The sequence below is a fragment of the Nautilia abyssi genome, assembly GCF_055388085.1.
Window position 1 is genome coordinate 1,623,958 of the sequence record NZ_AP042376.1, and the last position, 25,045, is coordinate 1,649,002.

The 25,045-nt window shown below is 27.4% G+C and carries 25 protein-coding genes and 1 pseudogene; 25 read left to right on the top strand and 1 reads right to left on the bottom strand.

The annotated features are described in order from the left end of the window. Position 1: 1 nt before the first annotated feature. The 23 genes and pseudogenes from ACZ5EP_RS08550 (at position 2) to ACZ5EP_RS08660 (ending at position 20,713) form a co-directional block, all read left to right on the top strand. Positions 2 to 1,387, top strand: a complete 1,386-nt coding sequence (locus ACZ5EP_RS08550; RefSeq protein WP_464508783.1) for a hypothetical protein — start codon at positions 2 to 4, stop codon at positions 1,385 to 1,387. Continuing rightward, positions 1,384 to 2,316, top strand: coding sequence for a glycosyltransferase family 2 protein (locus tag ACZ5EP_RS08555; protein ID WP_464508784.1), 933 nt, complete (start codon positions 1,384 to 1,386; stop codon positions 2,314 to 2,316). Before ACZ5EP_RS08550 ends, ACZ5EP_RS08555 begins: the two co-directional genes overlap by 4 nt. Beyond that, the gene (locus ACZ5EP_RS08560) at positions 2,309 to 3,037 is read left to right on the top strand and encodes a sulfotransferase family protein (protein WP_464508785.1); all 729 of its coding nucleotides are present in this window, start codon (positions 2,309 to 2,311) and stop codon (positions 3,035 to 3,037) included. Before ACZ5EP_RS08555 ends, ACZ5EP_RS08560 begins: the two co-directional genes overlap by 8 nt. Beyond that, positions 3,031 to 3,381, top strand: a complete 351-nt coding sequence (locus ACZ5EP_RS08565; protein ID WP_464508786.1) for a DMT family transporter — start codon at positions 3,031 to 3,033, stop codon at positions 3,379 to 3,381. Before ACZ5EP_RS08560 ends, ACZ5EP_RS08565 begins: the two co-directional genes overlap by 7 nt. Before the next feature lies 1 nt (position 3,382). Then, positions 3,383 to 3,691, top strand: coding sequence for a DMT family transporter (locus ACZ5EP_RS08570; RefSeq protein WP_464508787.1), 309 nt, complete (start codon positions 3,383 to 3,385; stop codon positions 3,689 to 3,691). 358 nt (positions 3,692 to 4,049) lie between these two features. After that, a pseudogene (locus tag ACZ5EP_RS08575) lies at positions 4,050 to 4,220 on the top strand (DapH/DapD/GlmU-related protein); the annotation flags it as partial. After that, complete coding sequence (rffA, locus tag ACZ5EP_RS08580) at positions 4,220 to 5,350, top strand: dTDP-4-amino-4,6-dideoxygalactose transaminase (protein WP_464508788.1); 1,131 nt, start codon at positions 4,220 to 4,222, stop codon at positions 5,348 to 5,350. The pseudogene ACZ5EP_RS08575 and the gene rffA, both read left to right, overlap by 1 nt. Further along, positions 5,347 to 6,297, top strand: a complete 951-nt coding sequence (locus tag ACZ5EP_RS08585) for a glycosyltransferase family 2 protein (RefSeq protein WP_464508789.1) — start codon at positions 5,347 to 5,349, stop codon at positions 6,295 to 6,297. Before rffA ends, ACZ5EP_RS08585 begins: the two co-directional genes overlap by 4 nt. Beyond that, positions 6,294 to 7,136 carry a glycosyltransferase family 2 protein gene (locus ACZ5EP_RS08590; RefSeq protein ID WP_464508790.1) on the top strand — a complete coding sequence of 281 codons (843 nt, stop codon included), beginning with the start codon at positions 6,294 to 6,296 and terminating at the stop codon, positions 7,134 to 7,136. The genes ACZ5EP_RS08585 and ACZ5EP_RS08590 overlap by 4 nt, the downstream gene beginning before the upstream one ends. A gap of 8 nt (positions 7,137 to 7,144) precedes the next feature. Beyond that, the gene (locus ACZ5EP_RS08595; protein ID WP_464508791.1) at positions 7,145 to 8,452 is read left to right on the top strand and encodes an exopolysaccharide biosynthesis polyprenyl glycosylphosphotransferase; all 1,308 of its coding nucleotides are present in this window, start codon (positions 7,145 to 7,147) and stop codon (positions 8,450 to 8,452) included. A gap of 42 nt (positions 8,453 to 8,494) precedes the next feature. Continuing rightward, on the top strand, positions 8,495 to 9,406 hold the full coding sequence (gene cysD / locus ACZ5EP_RS08600; RefSeq protein WP_464508792.1) for a sulfate adenylyltransferase subunit CysD: 912 nt from the start codon (positions 8,495 to 8,497) through the stop codon (positions 9,404 to 9,406). Between the two features lie 80 nt (positions 9,407 to 9,486). Further along, complete coding sequence (gene cysN, locus ACZ5EP_RS08605; RefSeq protein ID WP_464508793.1) at positions 9,487 to 10,947, top strand: sulfate adenylyltransferase subunit CysN; 1,461 nt, start codon at positions 9,487 to 9,489, stop codon at positions 10,945 to 10,947. 64 nt (positions 10,948 to 11,011) lie between these two features. Continuing rightward, complete coding sequence (locus tag ACZ5EP_RS08610; protein ID WP_464508794.1) at positions 11,012 to 11,371, top strand: four helix bundle protein; 360 nt, start codon at positions 11,012 to 11,014, stop codon at positions 11,369 to 11,371. Positions 11,372 to 11,475: 104 nt separating this feature from the next. Beyond that, positions 11,476 to 12,201, top strand: coding sequence for an adenylyl-sulfate kinase (gene cysC / locus ACZ5EP_RS08615; protein WP_464508795.1), 726 nt, complete (start codon positions 11,476 to 11,478; stop codon positions 12,199 to 12,201). Between the two features lie 8 nt (positions 12,202 to 12,209). Next, positions 12,210 to 12,803: an adenylyl-sulfate kinase gene (gene cysC, locus ACZ5EP_RS08620; protein ID WP_464508796.1), complete on the top strand. Its 594-nt coding sequence runs from the start codon at positions 12,210 to 12,212 to the stop codon at positions 12,801 to 12,803. A 79-nt stretch (positions 12,804 to 12,882) separates the two neighbouring features. After that, positions 12,883 to 13,593, top strand: coding sequence for a 3'(2'),5'-bisphosphate nucleotidase CysQ (gene cysQ / locus ACZ5EP_RS08625; protein WP_464508797.1), 711 nt, complete (start codon positions 12,883 to 12,885; stop codon positions 13,591 to 13,593). Further along, positions 13,590 to 14,855, top strand: a complete 1,266-nt coding sequence (locus ACZ5EP_RS08630; RefSeq protein ID WP_464508798.1) for a flippase — start codon at positions 13,590 to 13,592, stop codon at positions 14,853 to 14,855. The genes cysQ and ACZ5EP_RS08630 overlap by 4 nt, the downstream gene beginning before the upstream one ends. Then, positions 14,845 to 15,792 carry a glycosyltransferase family 2 protein gene (locus tag ACZ5EP_RS08635; RefSeq protein WP_464508799.1) on the top strand — a complete coding sequence of 316 codons (948 nt, stop codon included), beginning with the start codon at positions 14,845 to 14,847 and terminating at the stop codon, positions 15,790 to 15,792. Before ACZ5EP_RS08630 ends, ACZ5EP_RS08635 begins: the two co-directional genes overlap by 11 nt. After that, a complete protein-coding gene (locus tag ACZ5EP_RS08640; protein WP_464508800.1) occupies positions 15,789 to 16,778 on the top strand; it encodes a glycosyltransferase in 990 nt (329 codons plus the stop codon). Before ACZ5EP_RS08635 ends, ACZ5EP_RS08640 begins: the two co-directional genes overlap by 4 nt. After that, positions 16,768 to 17,820, top strand: a complete 1,053-nt coding sequence (locus ACZ5EP_RS08645; protein ID WP_464508801.1) for a glycosyltransferase family 4 protein — start codon at positions 16,768 to 16,770, stop codon at positions 17,818 to 17,820. The genes ACZ5EP_RS08640 and ACZ5EP_RS08645 overlap by 11 nt, the downstream gene beginning before the upstream one ends. Next, positions 17,813 to 18,775 carry a glycosyltransferase family 2 protein gene (locus tag ACZ5EP_RS08650; RefSeq protein WP_464508803.1) on the top strand — a complete coding sequence of 321 codons (963 nt, stop codon included), beginning with the start codon at positions 17,813 to 17,815 and terminating at the stop codon, positions 18,773 to 18,775. The genes ACZ5EP_RS08645 and ACZ5EP_RS08650 overlap by 8 nt, the downstream gene beginning before the upstream one ends. A gap of 1 nt (position 18,776) precedes the next feature. Next, positions 18,777 to 19,781, top strand: coding sequence for a glycosyltransferase family 9 protein (locus ACZ5EP_RS08655; protein WP_464508804.1), 1,005 nt, complete (start codon positions 18,777 to 18,779; stop codon positions 19,779 to 19,781). Then, complete coding sequence (locus tag ACZ5EP_RS08660) at positions 19,778 to 20,713, top strand: hypothetical protein (RefSeq protein WP_464508805.1); 936 nt, start codon at positions 19,778 to 19,780, stop codon at positions 20,711 to 20,713. The genes ACZ5EP_RS08655 and ACZ5EP_RS08660 overlap by 4 nt, the downstream gene beginning before the upstream one ends. Here ACZ5EP_RS08660 and ACZ5EP_RS08665 read toward each other — a convergent pair. Next, entirely contained in the window at positions 20,710 to 21,633 is a 924-nt protein-coding gene (locus ACZ5EP_RS08665) for an exopolysaccharide biosynthesis polyprenyl glycosylphosphotransferase (RefSeq protein ID WP_464508806.1), read from the bottom strand. The two genes, ACZ5EP_RS08660 and ACZ5EP_RS08665, sit on opposite strands and share 4 nt — an antisense overlap. Before the next feature lie 61 nt (positions 21,634 to 21,694). Between ACZ5EP_RS08665 and ACZ5EP_RS08670 the strand changes: the two genes are divergently transcribed. Together ACZ5EP_RS08670 and ACZ5EP_RS08675 are read left to right on the top strand one after the other, a co-directional pair. Then, a complete protein-coding gene (locus tag ACZ5EP_RS08670; RefSeq protein WP_464508807.1) occupies positions 21,695 to 23,842 on the top strand; it encodes an STT3 domain-containing protein in 2,148 nt (715 codons plus the stop codon). A 78-nt stretch (positions 23,843 to 23,920) separates the two neighbouring features. After that, positions 23,921 to 25,045, top strand: a complete 1,125-nt coding sequence (locus tag ACZ5EP_RS08675; protein WP_464508808.1) for an HlyD family secretion protein — start codon at positions 23,921 to 23,923, stop codon at positions 25,043 to 25,045.

The window sequence follows — 25,045 nt, forward strand, 5'->3', positions numbered from 1 at the left end:
TATGAGTGAGTTAAATTTTAAATTAAATAAAAATAATTTTATTAAATATTTTATTTTTTTTGTTATTACTTTAATTATTCTAAATGCAGTTTTTTTTGGTTTTGAAGTACATTCTAAATATATTAGGTCAGATATGTGGAGATATGTGGAGATGTATTTATATCCAATTTATCAAAATGGGAATTTTAATTGGAGGTTATTATGGGAAGATCAGCATTCGCAACCATTAACAGCTTTAACGTTTATTATTAATAGTTTATATTTTAACCTTAGTATTAATTTATTTTTTTATATTGGTATAGTATCCAAAATATTAGTAGGAATATTATTAATTTGGATTTCAAATAAAGTTTTATTAAATTATAAATGGAAATATATAGTTTTTTTAGTAATTATATTACATTTTTTTAGTATTAGAAGTGTAGTGGAATATGGTTGGCCTTTGGTATTAAGAGCAAATTTGTGGTATTTTATTATGTTAATTATATTATTAATGGTAGATAAAAAAAATTTAAAAATATTTTTCTTATTAACATTTTTATTAGTATTTATTAACAAAAGTTTTTCGTTAGTATTTATAATTGCTTTATCATTTGTTTTAATTATTATTTATTTAATCGAGAAAAAAAATTATATATTTAAATATATAATTTTAATGTTTATTGCTATTTTGTCATTAAAGATATTTTTTTTATTATTTGATATTCAGCCACATTCTCCTACATTTAAATTTAATATTAATAATCTTAGTTTAAAAAACTATATAGATTTTTTTTCATTAGGTTTGGCTAGTGGAGTTATTAATGTGATGTATTTCAAAAAAATTTTTGGTGAAGAATTTGTGAAAGTTTTTGGATATATTTATTTTGCTTTTTATATTTTTATAATTATTTTTTATTTCAAATTGAAGCTTTATAAAAAAACAATTGTTCCAATTAGTTTAATGTTTTTTTCTTTATCTTTTATTTTAGCAGTGAGTTTATTTAGGTATTTTCCAAATGAAAAAAATTTATGGTTAATTGTTTCGCCAAGGTATACTAAAGCATTTGAAATAGGTTTTATAGGGTTTTATTTATCATTTGTATTGATTTTGTTAAATATTAATTTTTCATATCTTAAAAGAGTAAAAAATCTTATTATTTTATTGTTTTCATTGTTTATGATTTTTGTAAATATCTATAATATAATTCAAGCATGGAGGATGAAACCATATATAATACGAGCTCAAAAAAAGGCTCAAGAAGAGATTTATAAAAATTATTTTAATCCAAAAATAATACCTCCAAAGTTTGCAGTTGGAAAATCTTTTTCACATAAAAAAGTAGAGTTTTTATATAAATATAAATTGAATGTATTTTCAAATAATTATTTTAAGGATCAAAAATGAAAAAATTATATTCGATAGTTATTCCTGTCTATAACAGTGAAAAAATTGTTAATAAAACAGTTGAAGAAATATTAAAAATATCTAAAATAAATAATTTAAATATTGAAATTATATTAGTAAATGATGGTAGTAAGGATAATAGTTGGGAAGTTATAAAAAATTTAGCTAAAAAATATAAAGAAATTATTGCTATAAATCTGATTAAAAATTTTGGACAACATAATGCCATATTGTGTGGTTTTTCTCATACAAAAGGTGACTATGTTATAACAATGGATGATGATATGCAAAATCCTCCTTCAGAAATTATACATCTAATTAAAAAAGTAGAAAGTAATCCTGAATTAGATTTAGTTTTTGGGAAATTTAAAGAGAAAAAACATCCTTTTTATAGAAAAATGGGAACAAAATTAATTAATTATTTAAATGAAAAAATTTTTAATAAACCTAAGGAAATAGTACTTACAAATTTTAGGATTATAAGAAGAGATGTTATAAAAAGGGTTCTAAATCATAAAACTTCTTATCCATATATTCCTGGATTATTACTTATGTATGCTTCTAATATAGAAAATGTATTAGTTGAACATAAAGAGAGATTAGAAGGTAAATCAAATTATACTTTCAGAAAAATTTTTGCTTTAATGAGCAATTTATTAATTAATTATTCATCTTATCCTATAAAAATTTTAAGTATATTTGGGATGATAATATCATTAATAAGTTTAATAATAGGATTATATTATCTTGTACATGGAATTATATATGGTAGTAAAGTGGAAGGATGGACAACATTAGTTGTGTTAATGTCATTTTTAGGAGGATTTATTATATTATTATTAGGAGTTATTGGAGAATATTTATCTAGGATTCTTGATCAGATTTCTAATAAAAAAAGTTATTATATCAAGGAAATAATCAATGAATAAAAATCAATTTTTTATAGTAGGAGCGCAAAGATCTGGAACTACTTATTTATATACAGTATTAGATGAACATCCTGAAATTTGTATGGCTAAACCTTTGAGACCTGAACCTAAATATTTTTTAAATGAAAAAATTGATATTAGTGAATATAGACAAAAATTTTTTAAAAACTGTACAAAATTAACTAAAATTTTTGGTGAAAAAAGTACAAGTTATTATGAAAATGAAGAAGTGGCAAAAAGAATAAAAAAATATTTTCCTTTAGCTAAAATAATTTTTATTTTAGCTAATCCTGTAGAGAGGGCAATATCAAACTATAAATTTAGTGTTGAAAATGGACTTGAAAAAAGAAGCTTAAGAGAAGTTTTTTTAGAAAAAAAACAAAAACCTAAAATTAATATTAATACATCAGTCGATCCTTTTGATTATATTGGTAGGGGAATGTATTATAAATATTTAGAAAAATATTTAAAGTATTTTCCTAAAGAGCAAGTTTATGTTTTAATTAAAGAAGAATTTATTGGTAATATAACTGAAATTAAAACTTTATATAAATATTTAGAAGTAAATAATAATTTTATTCCTCAAACTTATGACAGGAAAATAAACTCTTCAAAGTTACAAGTTGAATTAGATAAAGAAGTAATTGATTATTTAAAAGAAGTGTATGAAAAACCTAATAAAATTTTAGAAGAAATAATACAAAAAGAAGTAAAATGGTAGTAAGAAATTTATTAGTTTTTTCTACAGTTTTACTTACTATATTGAGTGCTTATTTATTAAATTATTATGCAAAATCAAATTATTCTGATAATTTTTTATTATTTGTTTTTATTGTTATTGTAGTTTTATTAATAAATATCATAAAATTTTTACTATGGGGTAATATTCATAAAAAATATTTATTAAGTGATTCATATCCAATTACAGCAATTTTTTTTCCATTGATATATATAATAGCTATATTTAATGGTGAAACACAAATGGAAATAAAAAAGACATTTGGAATTGTTTTAATTTTATTTGGAATATATTTAGTTAATTTATCATCAAAGAAACAAAATTAAAATGATTTATTATATTTTTTTATTCTTAGCCGTGGTTTTAACTGCATTGGGTCAAACTTTTTATAAATTATATAAGGTAAAACAAAAAAGAATTTTTTTTGTTAGTACTATAATAACTTTTTTAATGATACCCATATTTAGTATTTTAGCATTAAAACATTTATCAATAGATGTAGTTTATATTTCAACTGCTTTTGGTATTATTTTAGTTGTCTTTTTTTCAAAAATTTTGTTAAATGAAAAAATAACTTTTTTGAAATTATTAGGGCTAATAATTATATTTTTAGGAGTTTTAATTTATGTTTCTTAGTAAAAACTTTTTGAGAGTACTATTTCTTTATTATTCTTACTTTTGGAATTTATTTTTATTTTTTCTTAATATATTACCACCATTTATGAGAAATTTAATTTATAAATTATTATTCAAAACATATGGCAAAAGAATACTAATTGATTATGGAGTTTATTTTAGATTTCCCAAAAAGATTTATTTAGGAAGTGATATTACTATTAGTACGGGTGTTAAGATTTTTCCTTCTTTTCACAATAAAGACTCTAAAATTGTTATTAAAAATAATGTAAGAATTGGTCCCAATGTAATGTTTTTAGGTGCAGGACATGATTATCATTATTTGAACCTTCCTGATATAGGAGGTGATATAATTATAGAAAAGAATGTTTGGATAGGAGGAGGAAGTATAATATTGCATAATGTAACAATAGGAGAAGGAAGTGTGATTGCAGCAGGTAGTGTGGTTACGAAAGATGTAGAACCGTATACAATTGTTGGAGGAATACCTGCAAAGTTAATAAAAAAAAGACATATTAAGGGTTTATAATGATTTTTTTTAATAAAGCTCCATATACAGGTAATGAAGACAAATATATAGCTCAAGCAATTAAAAAAGGAAAACTAAGCGGTGGAGGATATTTTAATCAAAAATGTGAAAAATGGTTTGAAGAAAGTTTTGGAAGTAAAAAAACTTTATTAACTCCATCATGTACAGCAGCATTAGAAATGACAGCGATTTTAATTGATATTCAGCCAGATGATGAAGTTATAATGCCTTCTTATACTTTTGTATCAACTGCAAATGCATTTGTATTGAGAGGTGCGAAGATAGTTTTTGTAGATATTCGCCCAGACACTATGAATATAGATGAAAACAAAATAGAAAATGCCATTACAGAAAAAACAAAAGCTATCGTGCCAGTACATTATGCGGGTGTTGGATGTGATATGGATAAAATTATGAGCATAGCAAATAAGTATAATTTATATGTAATAGAAGATGCAGCTCAAGGAATGATGAGTACTTATAAAAATAAGTATTTAGGGACATTAGGTCATTTTGGGTGTTATAGTTTTCATGAAACTAAAAATTATACTAGTGGAGGAGAAGGTGGGTTGTTATTGATAAATGATGAAAAATTTATAGAAAGAGCTGAAATTATAAGAGAAAAAGGTACTAATAGATCACAGTTTTTTAGAGGAATGGTTGATAAATATACTTGGGTAGATGTTGGAAGCAGTTATTTGTTAAATGAAATAAGTGCTGCATATCTTTGGGGACAAATTGAGATGGCTAAAGAAATAAATGAAAATAGACTTAAATCATGGAATATTTATTACAAAGGTTTAAAAGAACTAGAAGAAAAGTCTTATCTTACGTTACCAGTTATTCCTAAAGACATTAGTCATAATGCGCATATGTTTTATATAAAGGTAAAAAATTTGGAAGAAAGGACAACTCTTTTAAATTATTTAAATGAAAATGATATAAAAGCAGTTTTTCATTATATTCCTTTGCATTCTTCACTAGCAGGTATTAAATTTGGAAAGTTTGTAGGAAAAGATGAATATACTACAAGAGAAAGTGAAAAATTGATTAGATTACCTTTGTATTACGGTATAACTAAAGAAAATTTAGAGTATATTATTAGTACAATTAAAAAGTTTTTTAAATGAAAGTAACAATATTACTATCAACATATAACGGCGAAAAATATTTACAGGAACAATTAGATTCATTGTTTAGTCAAACATATAATGATTTTGTATTGATAGTAAGAGATGATAGTTCAAGTGATAATTCTTTGGAAATATTAAAAAATTATAAACAAAAATATTCTCAGAAAATAATCTTATTAGAAGAAAATGATAATAAAGGTGTCATAAGAAGTTTTTCATATTTATTGGAATATGCTTTAAAAAATACCAATGCCAATTATTTTATGTTTTGTGATCAGGATGATGTTTGGAAACCTAAGAAAATTGAAAAAACTTTATTAAAAATGTTAGAGCTTGAAAAAAATAAAAATAAACCAGTATTAATTCATACAGATTTAGAATTAGTAGATGAAAATTTAAATCTTATTCATCCATCGTTTTGGAAGCATGAACATATTTTTCCAGAGCATAAATCATTTAATAGGTTGATAATGCAAAATAATATCACAGGATGTACTGTAATGATAAATAGAGTATTGGCTCAAAAATCACTACCTATTCCTGAAAATTCAATAATGCATGATTGGTGGATTGCATTGGTAGCAGCGTATTTTGGTGAAATTGATTATATAAATGAGTCAACAATAAAATATAGACAACATGGAAGTAATACTTTAGGAGCAAAGGGATATAAACAGGAGTTGTTAAAAAATATTGGAAGAATAATTAATAGTGTTTTATTTAAAAGGGGAGAATTTTATAAACATCACTATATAAATATTCTGCAGGCAAAAGAGTTTTTAGAGAGATATAAAGATGAACTGGATATTTCAACTATTAAAATTCTGGAAGATTTTATACATCTTGAAAAAAAATCTTTTTTTGAAAGAAGAAAAATTTTGTTAAAAAACAGAATATTAAAACAGGGTATTTTAAGAAATATAGGGTTGATGCTAAACGTATGAAAGTATTGGTTTTTATTCCGACTTTAAATGCGGAAAAATATTTGGAAAAACAGTTGCTGATGTTACAGAAACAAACGGTAAAACCGGATGTTTTTATAATTGATTCAGGCTCAGAAGACAAAACTATTGAGATTTTAAAAGAATATAATATAGAGTTTGAGCAAATTGACAAGTCAAAATTTAATCATGGGATGACAAGAAATAAAATATTAAAATTTGATGGTTATGATTATTATCTGTTTTTAACTCAGGATGCAGTTCCATGTAATGAATGTTTAATTGAAAATATGGTCAATGCATTTGATGAAAATATCAAAATAGTTTATGCAAGACAGATTCCGTATGATGATTCAAACGATATTGAAAAATTGGCCAGAAATTTCAATTATCCAGGCAGCAGTATTATTAAGTGTAAAAGAGATATTGAAAAATTAGGGATAAAAACGTTTTTTACTTCCAACAGCTGTTGTATGTATGAAGCGGAATATTTTAAAAAACAAAAAGGTTTTTCAAACACAAATGTAAGTGAAGATATGGAATTTGCATATAGAACAGTGATGAATGGATTCTGTATAAAATATGAAGCTGTGGCAAAAGTTTGTCATTCACATAGTTATACATTAAAATCACTATATAAGAGATATTTTCAAATCGGTTGTTTTTTCGGAAGAAATAAATATTTGGCTGGTTATAAAGCTGGTAAAGAAGGAAAAAAACAGACAAAGTTTATATTGTATAATTTGATTAAAAGAAATCCTTTTTTAGTGCCTAGATTTATTGCGGAAGTGGCTGTAAAGTTTATCGGGTTTAAGCATGGCAAAATTAAGTGTAAAAATTAGGTGATATAATGAAAAATGTCTTTTATAAAATTTTATTGATGTGTTTGGATTTGATTTTTTTTATTGCTGTCTTTTTTTTAGCTTCATTTATTAGAAAAAATATAAACATTCAATATGAGGTAATTACTCTAAAAGAATTCGGATTTGTGTTTTTTATTTTATTGTCTCTGTTGTATTATGAAGGAATTTATAAATACCGATATGACTTTTGGCAGGAGAGTTATAAAATAATAAAAGTTATAATTATTGCATATTTAATTGTTTTGGCCATTTTAACGTTGACAAAAACCAATATTCACTATTCGAGATTATTTATAAATATTTATATTTTACTATTAATTTTATTGTATCCTACATTTAAAAGACTCGAAAAGTTTGTTTTGTTTAAAAAATTAAAGTTATTTAGAGAAAAAGTTTTAGTAGTCGGAAATAAAAATCAAAAGAAAAAGCTAATAAAAGAGATACGGGATAACTGGTATTTAGGTATGCAAAGCAGTAATTATGTTTATGATTATGTATTTATAGCCACACAGAATTTAAGTGTTGAAAAAGTAAACGAGTTATTTGAACAGTATTCAAATGTAAACAAAAGAATGTATTTAATTCCTTATGTTACAAATATAAATTTCGCACATTCAGATGTTTTAGAGTATACCAATTTAAGGCTGAATTCCATTGTTGTTGAAAATAAATTGTTAAATAAACTGAATATTTTGATAAAAGATTTATTTGATTATTTAATTGCCGTATTACTTATGCCCTTTTTTTTACTTGTTCATTTAATAATATCAATTCTTATAAAATTTGATTCTCCTGGAAGCGTTTTTTTTAAACAAAAGAGAGTCGGTAAAAATGGAAAAATATTTTATGTGTATAAATACCGAACGATGTATGAAAATTCTCAAAAACTCCTTGAAGAATATTTAAAAAAACATCCGGAAGAAATAGAGTATTATGAAAAGTATCATAAATATAAAAACGACCCCAGAATTACAAAGATAGGTAAATTTTTAAGGGCTACATCTATTGATGAACTTCCTCAGATAATAAATATTTTGAAAGGAGAAATGAGTTTTATAGGTCCGCGTCCTTATATGTTAAACGAAATTGAAAAACTTGGAAACCATAAAAATTTTATTTTATGCGTAAAACCTGGCCTTACAGGACTTTGGCAGGTAAGCGGGAGGAATAATTTAACATTTAGAGAAAGAAATGAATTAGAAACCTGGTATATTAAAAACTGGTCTTTATGGTTGGATTTTGTGATTTTAATGAAAACAGTTAAAGTGGTTTTATTGAAAGTGGGTGCAAAATGAATATGGTAAAATTACGTTAAAATTTAAATTTGAGGAAAAACAATGATTAACAAAAAGAGACTGACACACCTAAAACAGTTAGAAGCGGAAAGTATATATATTTTAAGGGAAGTAGCTGCTAATTTTAGCAATCCCGTAATGATGTATAGTATCGGAAAAGACAGTTCAGTTATGCTTCACCTGGCTATGAAGGCGTTTTATCCCGCAAAACCTCCTTTTAAATTTTTACATGTGGATACTCTTTGGAAGTTTAGAGAGATGATAGAATTTAGAGATAAAAGGGCAAAAGAATTAGGACTTGATTTAGTGGTTCATACTAATTCCGAAGGGATAGAGATGAATATCAATCCTTTTATACACGGAAGTAAAGTTCATACCGATATTATGAAAACACAGGCACTAAAACAGGCTCTTAACGCAGGAGGATACGATGCTGTAATAGGCGGGGCGAGAAGAGATGAGGAAAAATCACGTGCAAAAGAGAGAATATTCAGTTTTAGGGATAAAAATCATAGATGGGACCCTAAAGCACAAAGACCGGAGCTTTGGAACTTATATAACACACATATCCATAAAGGTGAAAGTGTCAGGGTGTTTCCTATAAGCAATTGGACGGAGCTTGATATATGGCAATATATTTATTTGGAAAACATTCCTATTGTACCGTTATACTTTGCAAAAGAAAGACCGGTAGTAGAATATGAGGGGGCAAAAATTATGGTTGATGATGACAGAATGCCGGAAGAACTTCGAAAAAAAGCTAAAATGGAAAAAGTAAGATTTAGAACACTCGGATGTTATCCTTTAACAGGAGCTATTAACTCTGACGCCGATACACTTCCAAAAATAATTGAAGAGATGCTTCTTAGCAAAACAAGTGAAAGACAGGGAAGACTTATAGATAAAGATCAGGAAGGCAGTATGGAAAAGAAAAAAATTGAGGGGTATTTTTAGTAGATAGACTATAAACAAATATACAAAATTTAATAGATCATAGATATGATATAAAGAGAAAAATGGAGTAAGGATGTTAAATGACTGAAATAAAAAATAATATAGAAAATTATCTAAAACAGCATGAAAATAAAGAGATGCTGAGATTCATTACATGTGGCAGCGTGGATGACGGGAAATCAACATTAATAGGGAGGCTTCTTTACGACAGTAAAATGATATTTGAGGATCAGCTTGCGGCTGTAAAAAATGAAACTAAGAAGTACGGAACTGTTAAAAACGAAGAAATCGACTTTGCCCTTTTAATAGACGGACTTCAAAGTGAAAGGGAACAGGGCATTACAATCGACGTTGCATACAGGTTTTTTGCCACCGAGAAAAGAAAGTATATTATTGCCGACACACCGGGACATGAACAATATACAAGAAACATGGTTACAGGCGCATCAACTGCTGATTTGGCGGTAATCTTAATCGATGCAAGAAAAGGGGTTCTGACCCAGACAAGAAGACATTCGTTTTTAGTGACTCTTCTCGGAATCAGAAACATAGTAGTTGCTATAAACAAAATGGACCTTGTGGGTTACAGTGAAGAAGTATTTGAAAAAATAGTTAACGATTACAATAAAATGTTTGCCAAACTCAGAGAGTCGCTTCCATATAAAAAATATCAGGCAAAAATAGATTTTATACCGATAAGCGCCCTTAAAGGCGACAATGTAGTTGATATTTCGAAAAATATGAACTGGTATAAAGGGTTGCCTCTTCTTAAATATCTTGACAATGTTGAAATTCAAAAAAGTGAATTCAAATCATTTAGATATCCCATTCAATATGTAAACAGGCCGAATCTTGACTTCAGAGGTTTCTGCGGTACTGTTGGCAGTGGTGAAATCAATGTGGGCAATAAAATAAAAGTTTATCCTTCTCAAAAAACATCTACCGTTAAAGAAATAATTGATAACGGTAAATGGAATGAAAGATTACTATCGTCTGATGACTGTAGTCTATCGACTGATTCCGCTTTTGCTCCAATGGCGGTGACTTTAACACTCAATGATGAAATAGATATAAGCAGAGGTGATTTAATCGTAAAAGAAAATGAAATTGAACCCAGGTTTAACGACTCTTTTGAAGCTTTTATTGTATGGATGGATGAAGAACCGTATAAAAACAGGGAATATTACATTAAACTTTATACCAAAGAAACGAATGCCGTTATCAGTAAAATTTTGTTTAAAAAAGACGTAAATACATGGGAAAAACTTGAGGCAAAAACATTGGAACTCAATGACATAGCCAGAGTACAGATAGATTTGACTGAAAGAATTGCGTTTGATTTTTATGAGGACAATAAAAATACAGGGGCTTTTATATTAATAGATAAAATTACAAACAATACAGTGGCGGCCGGAATGATTGTGGGTGAATCTACGAAAACAGCTAAAAAAAGAATCTATACAGAAAGTGAAATAGCACTTAATAAATTTATAAGAGAGCATTTTCCTGAATGGGGGTGTAAAGATATTAGTGAAATATAGGTGCAAGGTAAGAGGTACAGGGTATTAGGTGATAGGTGTTGGTATAATAATATAAAGGATGGAAATGGGGGATTTTAGGAAATTAAATGTTTGGAAAAGATCTAAAGATATAGCCGTTAAAATATATCAAATAACAGAAGATATCAATTTTAAAAAAGATTTTGGATTAAAAGATCAAATGAGAAGAAGTGCAGTTTCGATATCAAGTAATATTGCTGAGGGAGATGAAAGATTTACAAATAAAGAGGCAATTAGATTTTTATATATTGCTAATGGATCTGTAGCTGAATTGATTACTCAGGTAATTATTGCATATGAAATAGGATATATAACTTTAAAAGAGAATAATTTAATCGTTAACGAATTAGAAGAAATTTCAAAGATGATAAAGGCATTAATAAATTACAGGAATAAAAATGGTTAAAAAATATTGGGTTTTGGGCAATGGGTGTTGGGTTTTAGGTATTAAGTGTCATCTTAAACCTAAAACCTTTTACCTAATACCTAATCTCATCCAAAGGATGAGATATGTATAAAGAAACAAATATCCGCTCAATCTTTAAAGGTGTAACTTGGAGGATTGTAGCAACCGGAACCACAATGACAATAGTCTATGTTTTTTTTGGAAATCTTGAACTTGCCGTGGCAACAGGGCTACTTGAAACAGTTGCCAAGATAGGTTTGTACTGGGGGCATGAAAAGGTCTGGCAGAAAGTCAGATGGGGTAAAAAAAGAATAGAACCGTTTAACTTATGGTTTACTGGGCTGCCTCTGTCGGGTAAAACCACCATTGCCGATAAAGTATATGAAAAACTGCAAAAACTTGATATTCCTTTGGAGAGAATTGATAGTAAAGATATAAGGGAACTTATTCCCGGTATAGGATATTCAAGGGAAGACAGAATACGCCATATCAAAAGAATAGGCCATCTTATCCAGACTCTTCAGAAAAACTCAATTTCAACAGTCTGTAGTTTTGTCTCCCCTTACAGGGAAGCCAGGAAAATGATACGTCAGATGGTAAAAAACAATATTGTGGTTTATGTAAAAGCCGATATAGAAACGTGTAAAAAAAGAGACTATAAAGGCGTATATGAAAAGGCACTAAAAGGCAAACTTCAGAATTTTACCGGTATCAGTGATGTGTATGAAGAACCTGAACATGCCGAAATTGTAATTGATACCGAGAAAACCTCACCTGATGAAGCGGCTGAGATTATAGTAAAATATGTTAAAAAGCACTATATAAAATAAGGATAAAAATGAGTGAAAATATTGTTTGGCATCCGCATAAAGTAAATAGAAATGACAGGGAAAAAATAAAAGAACAAAAAGGTGTTGTACTTTGGTTTACAGGACTTAGCGGTAGCGGTAAAAGTACAATAGCCAATGAAGTTGAGTATATATTAAATCAAAAATATTATCATACATATCTGCTTGACGGTGATAATATAAGGCATGGACTTAATAGTGATTTAGGATTTAGTGAAGCAGACAGAAAAGAAAATATAAGAAGAATTAGTGAAGTTGCCAAACTTTTTGTAGATGCCGGAATAATTACCTTAACCGCTTTTATTTCTCCTTTTATTGAAGATAGAAAGCATGCAAGAGAAATAATAGGCGATTTTATAGAAATATATATTGATACTCCTTTTGAAGAATGTGCAAAAAGAGATCCAAAAGGTCTTTATAGAAAAGCTAAGAAGGGTGAAATTAAAAATTTTACCGGTATTGACAGTCCGTATGAGAGACCTATTAATCCTGAAATTCATATAAAAACTACTGAAATGAATCCAAAAGAAGCTGCTGATACTATCATAAAATATATGAAAGAAAAAGGCTATATAAATGTATGATAAACTGTTTAAAACAAGTAATTTAAAATTTAAAATTGATGATATTTTAAAAACGGCATGTAAAGCTGGTCAGGAGGTTATGAGAATTTATAATAAAGATTTTCAAATAGAATTTAAAGATGATGCGTCTCCTATTACAGAGGCGGATAAAGCAGCACATAATATAATAATTGAAGGATTAAAAAAATATGATTTGCCCATATTAAGTGAAGAAGGGAAAAGTATTTCATATGAAGAAAGAAAAAATTGGTCTTTTTTTTGGCTAATTGATCCTCTTGACGGAACTAAAGAATTTATAAAAAAAAATGGAGAGTTTACAGTTAATATTGCTTTAATTAAAGAAAATATACCTGTGTTTGGTATTGTATATGCACCTGCACTTGAAGAAATTTATTTTACTGATAATAAAAATTCCTATAAAGCGAGTTTAAGTATAAATGAATTCAAATTAAAAAATATAAAAAAACTTCCTTTAATAAAAGAAAAAAATAAATTTGTAATAGTCGCAAGTAAATCTCATTTAAATGAAGAAACAAAAAATTTTATTGATAACATAAACATTGATAAAGAAAAAAAATTTATAAGCAAAGGAAGCAGTTTAAAATTATGTATGGTAGCCGAAGGTACAGCCGATATATATCCAAGACTTGCTCCAACAATGGAGTGGGATACAGCAGCTGCTGATGCAATTGTGAGAAAAGCAGGGAAAATGAGCTATAATTTTGAAAATAACATACCATTAATTTACAATAAGTGGGATCTTTTAAATCCCTGGTTTATAGTTAAATGATAAAAAAAGTTTTTAATACAGAAGAAAAAAAGAGACTATTAGGTAATTTTTTTTCATTGTTAATATTACAAGGAGCAAATTATATTTTACCACTAATTACTTTTCCATATCTTGTTAGAGTATTAGGAGTAGAAAAATTTGGGCTTTTAGCGTTTGCTAATGCAACAATTGTTTATTTTAATATATTATCTGATTATGGTTTTAATCTGACGGCTACAAGAGAAGTAAGTATTTATAAAGATAACAAAAAAAAATTAAACGAAATATTTAGTAGTGTAATGACAATAAAATTTTTTTTGATGTTTATATCTTTTATTTTGCTTTTAATTTTAGTTTTTAGTATCGAAAAATTTAGAACTCATTATGCAATATTTTTATTAACTTTTGGTGTTGTTATTGGACAAGTTTTATTTCCTCAATGGCTTTTTCAGGGAATGGAAAGAATGAAATATATTACTTTTCTTAATATTTTAGCAAAAGTAATATTTACAATCGCAATATTTATTTTTGTTCATAAAAGCAGTGATTATTGGAAAGTCCCTTTGGTTAATTCTTTGGGATTTATAAGTGCTGGTATAATTGCTTTATTGTTGATTAAAAAAGAATTCAATATAAGATTTAAAATTCAAAATATAAGAACTGTCAAAAATTATTTAATAGATGGGTGGCATGTATTTATATCAGGAATATTTACATTAGCATATACAAATTCTGTACCAGTTATATTAGGGTTTTTTACTAATAATTTAATTGTAGGATATTATTCTATTGCTGATAAGATTACAAAAATTGTGATTTCCTTATTTTCGCCAATTCAAACTGTAATATTTCCTTATATTAGTTCTTTATTAAAAAAATCTAAAGAAAAAACTATTTGTATTTTGAATAAATTTTTAAAAATAACATTCATTGTTATGTTATTAATTTCTAGTTGTTTGTTTATTTTGGCAGATAAAATTATATATATAATAAGTGGACAATATGTTGTTCAATCAATAATAATTTTAAAAATACTTTCTTTCTTACCATTGATAATTTCTATTGCTCGGATCTTATCGATGGATTATATAATAATTTTTAAATTAGAAAAATATTTAACCAAAATTTATTTATTGTCTTCTATTATAGGGATATTAATTATAATATTTTGTATATATTTTTTTCAAGGAATAGGTGCTGCTATATCTGTAATAATAATTGAAACTATAGTTACTATTTTATTATTTAGTATTGTTAAAAGGAAAATATTGTATGAAAAATAAATTAGTTTCAATAGCAATGGCAACTTACAATGGCGAAAAGTATGTTAAGGAGCAGTTAGATTCAATATTAAATCAAACATATCGAAATTTAGAAATAATTATTTGTGATGATAATTCAACTGACGATACGTTTAAAATATTGGAAGATTATTCTAAAAAAGATAAAAGAATAAAATTATATAGAAATAAAAAAAATTTAGGGTTTGTAAAAAACTTTGAGAAAGCCATTTTTTTATGTAAAGGTGAATATATCGCATTAAGTGATCAAGATGATATATGGATGGAAGATAAAATAGAAATATTATTAGATGAAATAAATAATTTCGATTTAATTCATACAGATGCTTATTTAATTGATGAAAAAGGAATTATTATAAGTAAAAGTTTTAGTAGAAGTTCTAATAAAATGATTTATCCCGAATCCATTGTAGATTTAGTTTTAAACGGATGTGTTACAGGATGCACATGTATGTTTAGTCGAAAATTAAGAAATTTTGCATTGCCTTTTCCAGAAGATTTATACATACATGATAAATGGTTGGGAATAAATGCATATTATTTAAATAGTATCAAGTATTTAGATAAACCTTTAATTAAATATAGGCAGCATTCAAATAATCAGATTGGTGCAGGTATAAACAAATTAAATTTAGAAAAAGTAATAAAATTTTTTACTATTAAAAAGAATAAATGTGAATTATTTAAAAATCTAATAAAATTAATAAACATTATTTTGTCTAATTTACAATTAGATACTAATGAGAAAGAAAAGTTAATTTTGAGTGAAAAGTACTATAATTATCGTATAAAAAACCAGATATTGTTAAGCTTTATTTATCATATATATTTATTTAATTTTTTTGATAAGAATAAATCAAAATTGAATAAATTTTTTAATTTAATAAATATATTTAGAATAAGGTGTGTTGATAAATGAAAATATGTAATGTAATTGTAACTTACGGAGATAGATTTCATCTACTTAGACAAGTCATAACCGCATGTTTTAAAGAAGGGGTAGATAAAGTAATAGTAGTGGATAATGCATCGGCAGAAAACAGTAAAAAGCAGTTAAAAGAATTTGAAGAAGAAAAGAAAGAAAAAATAAAAGTTATATATTTGGATGAAAACACAGGTTCAGCTAGCGGATATAAAAGAGGACTTGAAGAAGCATATAAATGTAAAGAATGTGAGTTTATATGGCTTTTAGATGATGATAATGAACCGCAGAGAAATAGTTTAAAAATTTTAAAAGAATATTGGAATAATATAGATGAAAGGAATAAAGAAGAAAAAATTACTTTATTATCTTATAGACCTGATAGAATTCAATATAAAGAAGCTGTAGTGACAAATAATCCGAATTTGGTTTTAGGTAGAAAAAACAGTTTTTTGGGATTCCATATATTTGATTTACCTAAAAAAATTATGAGAGTTATTAGAAGAAAAATGGGATTACCTATGTTTAAGGAAAAGTATAATGTTAAAATTGGAAAAGTTGCAGTTGCTCCATATGGAGGTATGTTTCTTCATAAAAAATTATTAGATAAGATAGGGTATCCAAAAGAAGAATTTTTTGTTTATGCTGATGATTACGAGTGGAGTTATAGAATCACAAAAAAAAACGGGTCAATATATCTAGTATTAGAAAGTATAATAAAAGATATTGATATATCATTAGGTTTAAGAGGTAAAAAAACTTCTTTTATGTATTCTTTGCTTAATAAAAGTGAAGATGAACGAGTATATTATTCTATTAAAAACAGATTAATTTTTGAGAAAAATTTAAACAAAAATTATTTTATATATAAATTAAATTATTTGATATTTAAATATATTTTAATATTATATAGAAATAAGAAAAATAACAAGAGATATAAAATCATTAAACAAGCTATAAAAGAAGGATTATATGATAAATAAAGTTTATATTCTTCATGAATATGGCGATACAAATCATTATCAAGCTTTAGAATATTTATGTAAAAAATTTAACATTCAAGTAAAATATTATGAATTTAGTATAGTTAAAAATTTTTTAAAAGGATTATTAAAAAGAGATTTTTCTTTAATAAAAAAACAGCTTTATAATTTAAAATTTTTATTAAATTTATTTTTTTCATCAAATAAAAAAATTGTATTAGGAATTGCTCCTTATGATTATAGATTATTGTTTTTAAAACAAATTTTAAGAAAACATAAAGTTTATTATCATACTTCTTGGGTTGATTGGGATGGTTCTTTTTATCCTAAAAAGTTGTTTGTGAATTTATATGTTAAAAGTGTGTGGAAAAAATTTTTAGAAAATGAAGTAGAATATGTTTTTTGTGTAAGTAAGGTTACTAAAGAAAGTTTATTAAAAAATTATGATATTAAGAAGAATAAATTAGAAGTTGTATATCATTCGTATGATGAGAATATTTTTAAATATAAAGAAAGGGATATAAATAGAAAATTTATTTTTGTTGGTAGGTTAGAGAAAGAAAAAGGAATAGAAGAATTATTAGAATTTTTTGCAAAACATAAACAGTTTGAATTTATAGTAGCAGGGAATGGAAACTTGTTGAAATTAGTTGAACGATATGCAAGAACATATACAAATATTAAATATCTAGGATTTTTAAATAAAAGAGAATTGGCTAAATATTATAATCGAGTGACTTTTTTGTTGTTAAATTCTAAAAAGCAGGATTTTTGGGAAGAATTATTTGGAATGGTTATTATTGAAGCTATGGCATGTGGTGTAATTCCTATTACAACAGATCATGTTGGTCCAAAGGAAATTATAAGACATAAAGAAAATGGTTTTATTTTTAAAGAAGATGAGTATTTGAATAATTTAAAAGATTTGATAAGTAGTTTATCAATAGATTTTTCTAAAATTAGAGATAACGCTATTAGTAGGGCAAGATATTTTACTAAAGGAAATTTAAGTAAAAAATGGGAGAAAATTTTAGATGAGTAGTAAGGTATATATAGTAATATTAAATTATAACGGTTGGCAGGATACCATAGAGTGTTTGGAAAGTGTATTGAAAAGTGATTATAAGAATTATCAGATAATAGTGGTGGATAATGATTCTCCCGACGATTCAATGGAATATTTAATAAAATGGGCAGAGGGTAAATTAGATTTATGGTTGCCTGACAGTAATCCATTAAAATGTTTATCGTTTCCATTAAGAGAAAAGCCGTTAGATTATGTATTGTATAATAAAAAAGAAGCCTTAGAGGGAGGAGATAGAGAAAAAGAAAGGAAGTTAAAAAACCATATTGTTTTTATTCATGCTGGGGAAAATAGAGGATTTTCTGCGGGTAACAATGTCGGTATTAAATACGCTCTTGCTAAAAATGATTTTGAATATATATGGCTGTTGAATAACGATACCGTCATTGAAAAAAACACTCTTAAAAATCTGGTTAATTATGCGAATCAAAATAAAACAGGAATAAGCGGAAGCGTATTAAAGTATTACAACGAACCTGATAAAATCCAGGCTTATGGAGGAAAAATAAATAGGTTTTTAGGAACCGGCAGGCATATAATCCGTAAAGATGAGGTTAAAACTATTGATTATGTAGTCGGAGCGTCAATGTTGATTCACAGAAATGTTATAGAAAAGGCGGGTTTGCTGCCGGAGGATTATTTTTTGTATTATGAAGATGTTGATTATTGTTTTAACGCCAAAAGGAATGGTTTTAAACTTGGGACTGCATTATACAACCCGGTATATCATAAAGAGGGAAGCTCGACTAAAAAACATTCCGAATTTGTAGATTGTCTGTATCTGAAAAATAAAATAAAATTTCATAAAAAATATATAAACAATTCATTGGGACTTATAATTACCGTAATTATTTCTCTGGCGAAAAGACTGAAAAATTTTAAAAAAAGTATACAGTGCATAAAAGGTGTGTAATTTGAAAAAAATACTCATAATCAAACTCGCAAGTCTGGGGGATGTGCTGGCGAGTACACCTTTTTTTTCTCTGCTTAATAAGCGGGGATATACAGTGGATCACCTTGTCGATGAAAACTGCAGGATTATAACGAAAAACAACCCTTTTATTGATTGTGTAACCGAACTTGATACGAAAAATAAATTTAAACTGTTTATACAGCTTATAAAACTTGTGTTTACCAGACGTTACGATGCGGTGTTTTGTTTTCACAGAAGCAATGTATTGGGACTGTTTGCCCGTATGATAGGAAAAAAAGTTTACGGGTTTGACAACAGGGTTTCTTTTTTATATACGGATTCCATACGGTATGAATATCAGGGAATAAACAGGACTGTTCAGGAATATAATCTTATAAAAAAGTTTGATTCTCAAATAAGCAAACCGGAAAAACTTGAATTTTACCCTGAAAATACGGATATTAAACACAACCTTCCGGACAGATATATCGTATGTAATCCGGGAGGCGGCGTTAATCAGCACTCGGAAATGAAAAATAGAAGATGGTTGCCAGAGTATTTTAACGAGGTTATTGAAAAACTCTCTTTGCCTGTGGTGCTGGTGGGTGCCGGGGAGGTTGACGTACGGATAGGTAAAAAGATAACCTCGCAAAATGCAATAAATTTAATTAACAAAATGTCTTTTGACGAAACGGCTTTGATTATTAAAAACTCTCTTTTGTATTTCGGCAATGACAGCTCTTTAATGTTTTTGGCAGCTTCTCAGGATGTTCCTACTTTAGGTATATTCGGTCCGACCCAGCCTGAAGCCGCAAATCCTATTGGACAAAAACAGTATTTTATTGCTTCTGAGGCACAGTGTGCACCGTGTTATAATCCTTATGAAGGAATTAAAGGCAGGGCATACACCTGTAAGGACAATATATGTATGAAAGAGATTAAATCCGAAAAAGTATATGAAAAAATTAAATTTATCATAAAAAACCACTACGGACTTGAAATATGAAAACTGTAAGTTTGATAAAAAAATATATTAATAAATATTTTTTAAAACGTGAAATAAAGAAATACAGAGTTTTTGACAATTTATATTATTCAAAAGTCGACAATAAAAAGGAAAAAATACTCTTTTATTTTCCGGATTACGAGTTTATGCACTTAGGGGACTATTTTTTCTTTGAACCTGCTATGAGGGAGCTTAAAAAACACGGATTTGAAGTGGCTGTGTCGCCGGTAAAACTGATGGAGTTTTATGTTGAAAACTATTATATAGAAAACAAAGAATCATTTGAAAAATATGATTTAATAATAACAAAAGCCGAATTTTACGATAAATTTAAAGATAAATTAAAAAGACATAATGTCATTTTTATAGATACTTCTTATCCATATATAAAAGAGCCGATATGCTTGGATATCACCAAAAAAATATTTTATATTTTAAATATTGATACCGAAGAAATAAATGACAAACCGACCGTTTTGGAAACGTTTGAGAGCAGTATTAAACTGGATAAAAACAGTAAATATATTTTGTTTAACAATTATGTGGATTCGGGGTTTTTCAGAATAAATCAAAAAAAATTAAATGATTTGAATAAAAAAATATTAGAATTGAAATCTGAAACTGGGGCAAAAATTATTCATACGGGTAGTAAAAATGATAAATTAAAAGATAAAAATGTATATGATTTCGTTGATATTGATTTGAGAGGTAAAACGACCGTAAAAGATATTTTTTATCTACTATCACAGCAAGACGTTTTATATAACGTTTCATTTGATGCTTTTCAGATGCATGTGGCTTTTTTATATAACAAAAAATCTTTTATTAAATTCAGGGGTAGGTTTTTAAAGAAGAATACTGATTTTATAATTAATTATGTCAATCCTCCGTTTAGAGTTAAAAACAAAAAAGATTTAATTGATTATATTTAAATACCTTTTTTACCGAACATTACCAAGATTGTTTTAAAAATAGTTTTCATTTCAAGAAGAAATGACCAGTTTTTGATATAGTAGAGGTCGTAAAGCAGTTTCTGATAAGCGTCTTCCTCGTTTGCTCCGTACGGGTAGCATACCTGGGCCCATCCCGTAATACCGGGTTTAACTATATGCCTTAGGTTGTAATAAGGAATATTTTTTTCAAATATATTAATCCAGTATTTTCTCTCGGGTCTAGGTCCTACTATATGCATATCGCCTTTAATTACATTCCAAAGCTGGGGAAGTTCGTCAATGCGTGTTTTTCGCATAAAAGCCCCCCATTTGAATACTCTTGGATCGTTTTTGCTTGCAAACTTTGGTTTACCTTTTTCTGCATCAGGTACCATGCTCCTAAATTTATAACATACGAATTCTTTTCCGTTTGCTCCTACCCTTTTTTGTTTAAATATTACAGGTCCTTCAGGAGATTCTTTTTTTATTCTATAAAAAGAATACAACATTAAAGGAATAGATAATACTCCTAATGGAATAGCAATTATAAAGTCCAAGATTCTTTTTATTAAATATTGAATTTTTGTATAAGGTTTAATCTTTTCTAAAAAATCAATATTGCTTCCGTCTTTAGAAATATATACTTTACTTAAATATTGTTCAAGAAAATGTTCAATTGTTAAAAACTTAATCCCTTTTAGTTCTAAAGCAGTAAGATGTTTTACTAGTTTATCAGATACATTTGTTTGCGTATTTAATACTATTAATTTATATTTTTTATTTTTATATAAATTTGATAACTCATTAATAATCTGTTCAGTTGATTTGTTTTCTAATGAAATATGTTTAGGATTGTATTTTTTTTCAATCTTGTTTAATTCAATTTTATTAAACTTGTATTTATTTCCTAAAATTATCAATCGTATCCTTTAGATATATAAATTAGTGCTATAATAACAAATATTTAAACAAAGGGCTATAATGAATGAATATATAAATATTCAGGAAATTAGATTTTCAAATAAAATAGCATTTTTTATGATATTGACGGCTTATATTTTTTCAATTGTTGTAAGACTTTATTATTATAACTGGGCAAGTCATATAAAAGAATTTTTATGGCATGGAACGTTAATGATTAATAATGTTGATGGCTATTCTTATGCGGCAGGTGCTAAGGAATTTTTAAATCATTCGCATATCATTGGCGATCTTAACCCTTATCATTCACTGCCGAGTATTATTACGGCGTTATTTGTGAAAATTTTCCCGTTTTTGACACTTGATCAGGTTATTCTTTGGCTTCCGGCTGTTTTTGGTTCACTGGTGGTGATTCCGCTGTTTTTGATAGGCAGAAGTCTTAAAAACGATATATTGGGATTTGTAGCTACAATGATCGGCGGAATAGTATGGAGTTATTATAACCGTTCTATGATAGGGTATTATGATACGGATATGCTCGTAATACCTTTGCTTGTGTTTGTATTTTGGGGGCTGGTTGAGTTTTTTGTTAATGACAATAAAAAAATGATGTGGATAGTTCCTCTTATTATTGTTTTTTATGAAGGCTGGTATCCAGGCTGTAGGACTGTATTGCTTGCTATTGTGGCTTTTGCCTTTGTATATGCGTATTTTTTCAAAAGAGAAAAACAGTCATTTTTGTTTTTAACAATAGTAATGATAACTCTTTCAAAATTTCCTTATTATATAAACTTACTTATATTTATTGTTTTGTATATTGCTGTGTTAAAAAAAGAAGTTTTTTTTACTAAAAAAAATATATGGTTTTTATTTATATTTGGAGTTATATTACTTGCATTTAGCGGTACTTTTGACCTTCTTATCGGGAAATTTTTGGCTTATTTTAACAGGTCGAATAAAGATTTAGGCGGATTGCATTTTTATAATGTTGCTAAAACCATAAGAGAAGCGTCTCATATATCATATACTGTAGTTGCCCACAGGGTAAGCGGCAGTTGGCCGCTGTTTATACTTTCAGGCATAGGGTATCTGCTTATGATTATCAGATATCCGGTAATGGCGATTTCGGTTCCTTCTGTGCTTATAGGTTTGTTGGCTCACAAACTCGGTCTTCGTTTTACAATTTACGCGGTACCGTTTTTTGCTCTCGGATTTGCTTATTTGGCTCTTTTAACAGCTGAATATATTTCAAAACTGTTTATTAACGATAAAATAGCAAAAGTATCTAAATATATTGTTGTTGCATTGTTTTTGCTAGGATCGTTGTATGCAAATATCAGCCATGTACTGGTATATAAAACTCCTACTACGTTTTTAAAACAGGAAGTTGCCGCGTTAGATAAACTTTCAAAAATAGCTTCAAGGGAGGATTATACGGTAACATGGTGGGATTACGGATATCCTATCAGATATTATGCGGGAACCAAAACTCTTATTGACGGAGGAAAACACAGCGGGGAAGTGAATTTCCCTGTAAGCTTTGCTCTTACGAGAAATCAGGTGGCTGCAGCCAATATTGCAAGACTTGATGTAGAATATACAGATAAAATAGAAGTGGCAAAAGAACTTGGCAAAAAGTTAAAAACAAAAGGCTTCCTGCCTGATATGATGAAAAAATACGGGTATAAAGACGTTAATGATTTCTTAAACGCTTTAAATAATCCTAATTTCAAACTGCCAAAAAAAACAAGGGATATTTATTTTTATCTGCCGTTTAGAATGGCGGATATCTATCCTACCATTGCAGTGTTCAGCTATATTGATTTAAATACCGGGAAAGTGAAACAGCCGTTTATTATTCCTTCAAGTGTTTTAGGCGGCAATAATAAAGGAGTCCAGTTTGCAAACGGTATGTGGATGGATATGAGAGGCATGCTTCATATAGGCAATAAAATGGCTCCGATTAATACGTTTTACATAAGTACCTATGACAAAACAGGTAAATTCAGGCTTTTAAAACAAAGCTTTAATCCTGATTCTAATATTTATATCGTATGGTATAAACCTTTAAATAAACTTCTGATAGTAGATAAAAATATTTTTAACTCTACATATGTTCAGATGTTCTTTTTAGGAAATTATGACAAGAATTTATTCGAACCGGTAATAGAAAATCCTTTCGTGAGAATATATAAATTAAAAAAATAAAATATTCTCCCTTCTCTTTTATTGACATATCAACACAACTCTGCTAAAATACTCTAAATTACTCGAAAAGGTTAGTTTATGAAAAAGAAAATCGCACTTTTTACTTTTATTATTTTGATACTTGCAGGTGTTTTTGGATTGTATAAATATATAGTTTTTAACAAAAATTATGCCGAAAGCAATGCCGTATTTGTGAAATCGGATTCTCTTACGTTTTTGAGCTTTAAACTTCCGGGAAAAATAGAAAAAATATACGTTAACGAAGGCGATAATATTAAAAAAGGACAGCTTCTTGCTAAGCTTGAAACAAAAGAGCTTATATTTCAAAAAAAAGAACTGCAAAATAATATAAATGTTTTAAAAGACAAAATAAAAGCGACCGTTATACAAAAAGAAAAACTTTCTAATGATATAAACACTAATTTAAATCTTTTGAATAATGAAAAAGACAAACTGCAAAAAAACATAGAAGCAATGGCATTTTCTATTGACGCAATGAAATACAAACTTCAAAAACTAAAAAATGACTATAAAAAATTTAAAAGATTGTACATGGAACATAAAGTTTCAAAAGAAAAATACGATACCGTAAAAGTGGCTTTTGATTCATTAAAAGATCAGATTAAAGCAGAAGAGAGAAAACTTGAAGCGTTGATGTTGAATAACAAAACGCTTGATCTGAAAATTAAACTTGTACAAAACAATAAAAAAGAGCTTTTAAGACTTCAAAAATCAATAGAAGCTCAGCAAAATCAGTTAAAAGCCCTGCATGATAAGTTAGGACTGGTAAATCAAAATATAAAAAATTCATATATTTATTCTCCTATAAACGGCAGGGTTGCTAAAAAATTTGCAAATAACGATGAGGTTGTAGATGCCGGAACAAAGGTTTTAAGTGTTGTAAATCCTAAAGATTTATATGTTTTGGATTTGTTGGAAGAAACAAAAATGAAAGGTATCAAACCCGGATGTAAAGTTAAAATCCATATTGATGCATTGGATAAGGATATTGAAGGATATGTAAGTAAAATTCTGCCTGCAAGCGCCGCAACTTTTGCACTTGTCCCAAGGGATATCAGCAGCGGGGAATTTACAAAATTAGCTCAAAGATTTTATGTAAGAATAAAATTTAATAAAGTTCCTCAAGGCGTTCTTGTGGGAATGGGGGGAGAAGTTGAGATTGCAAGATGCAATCTCAAGTGA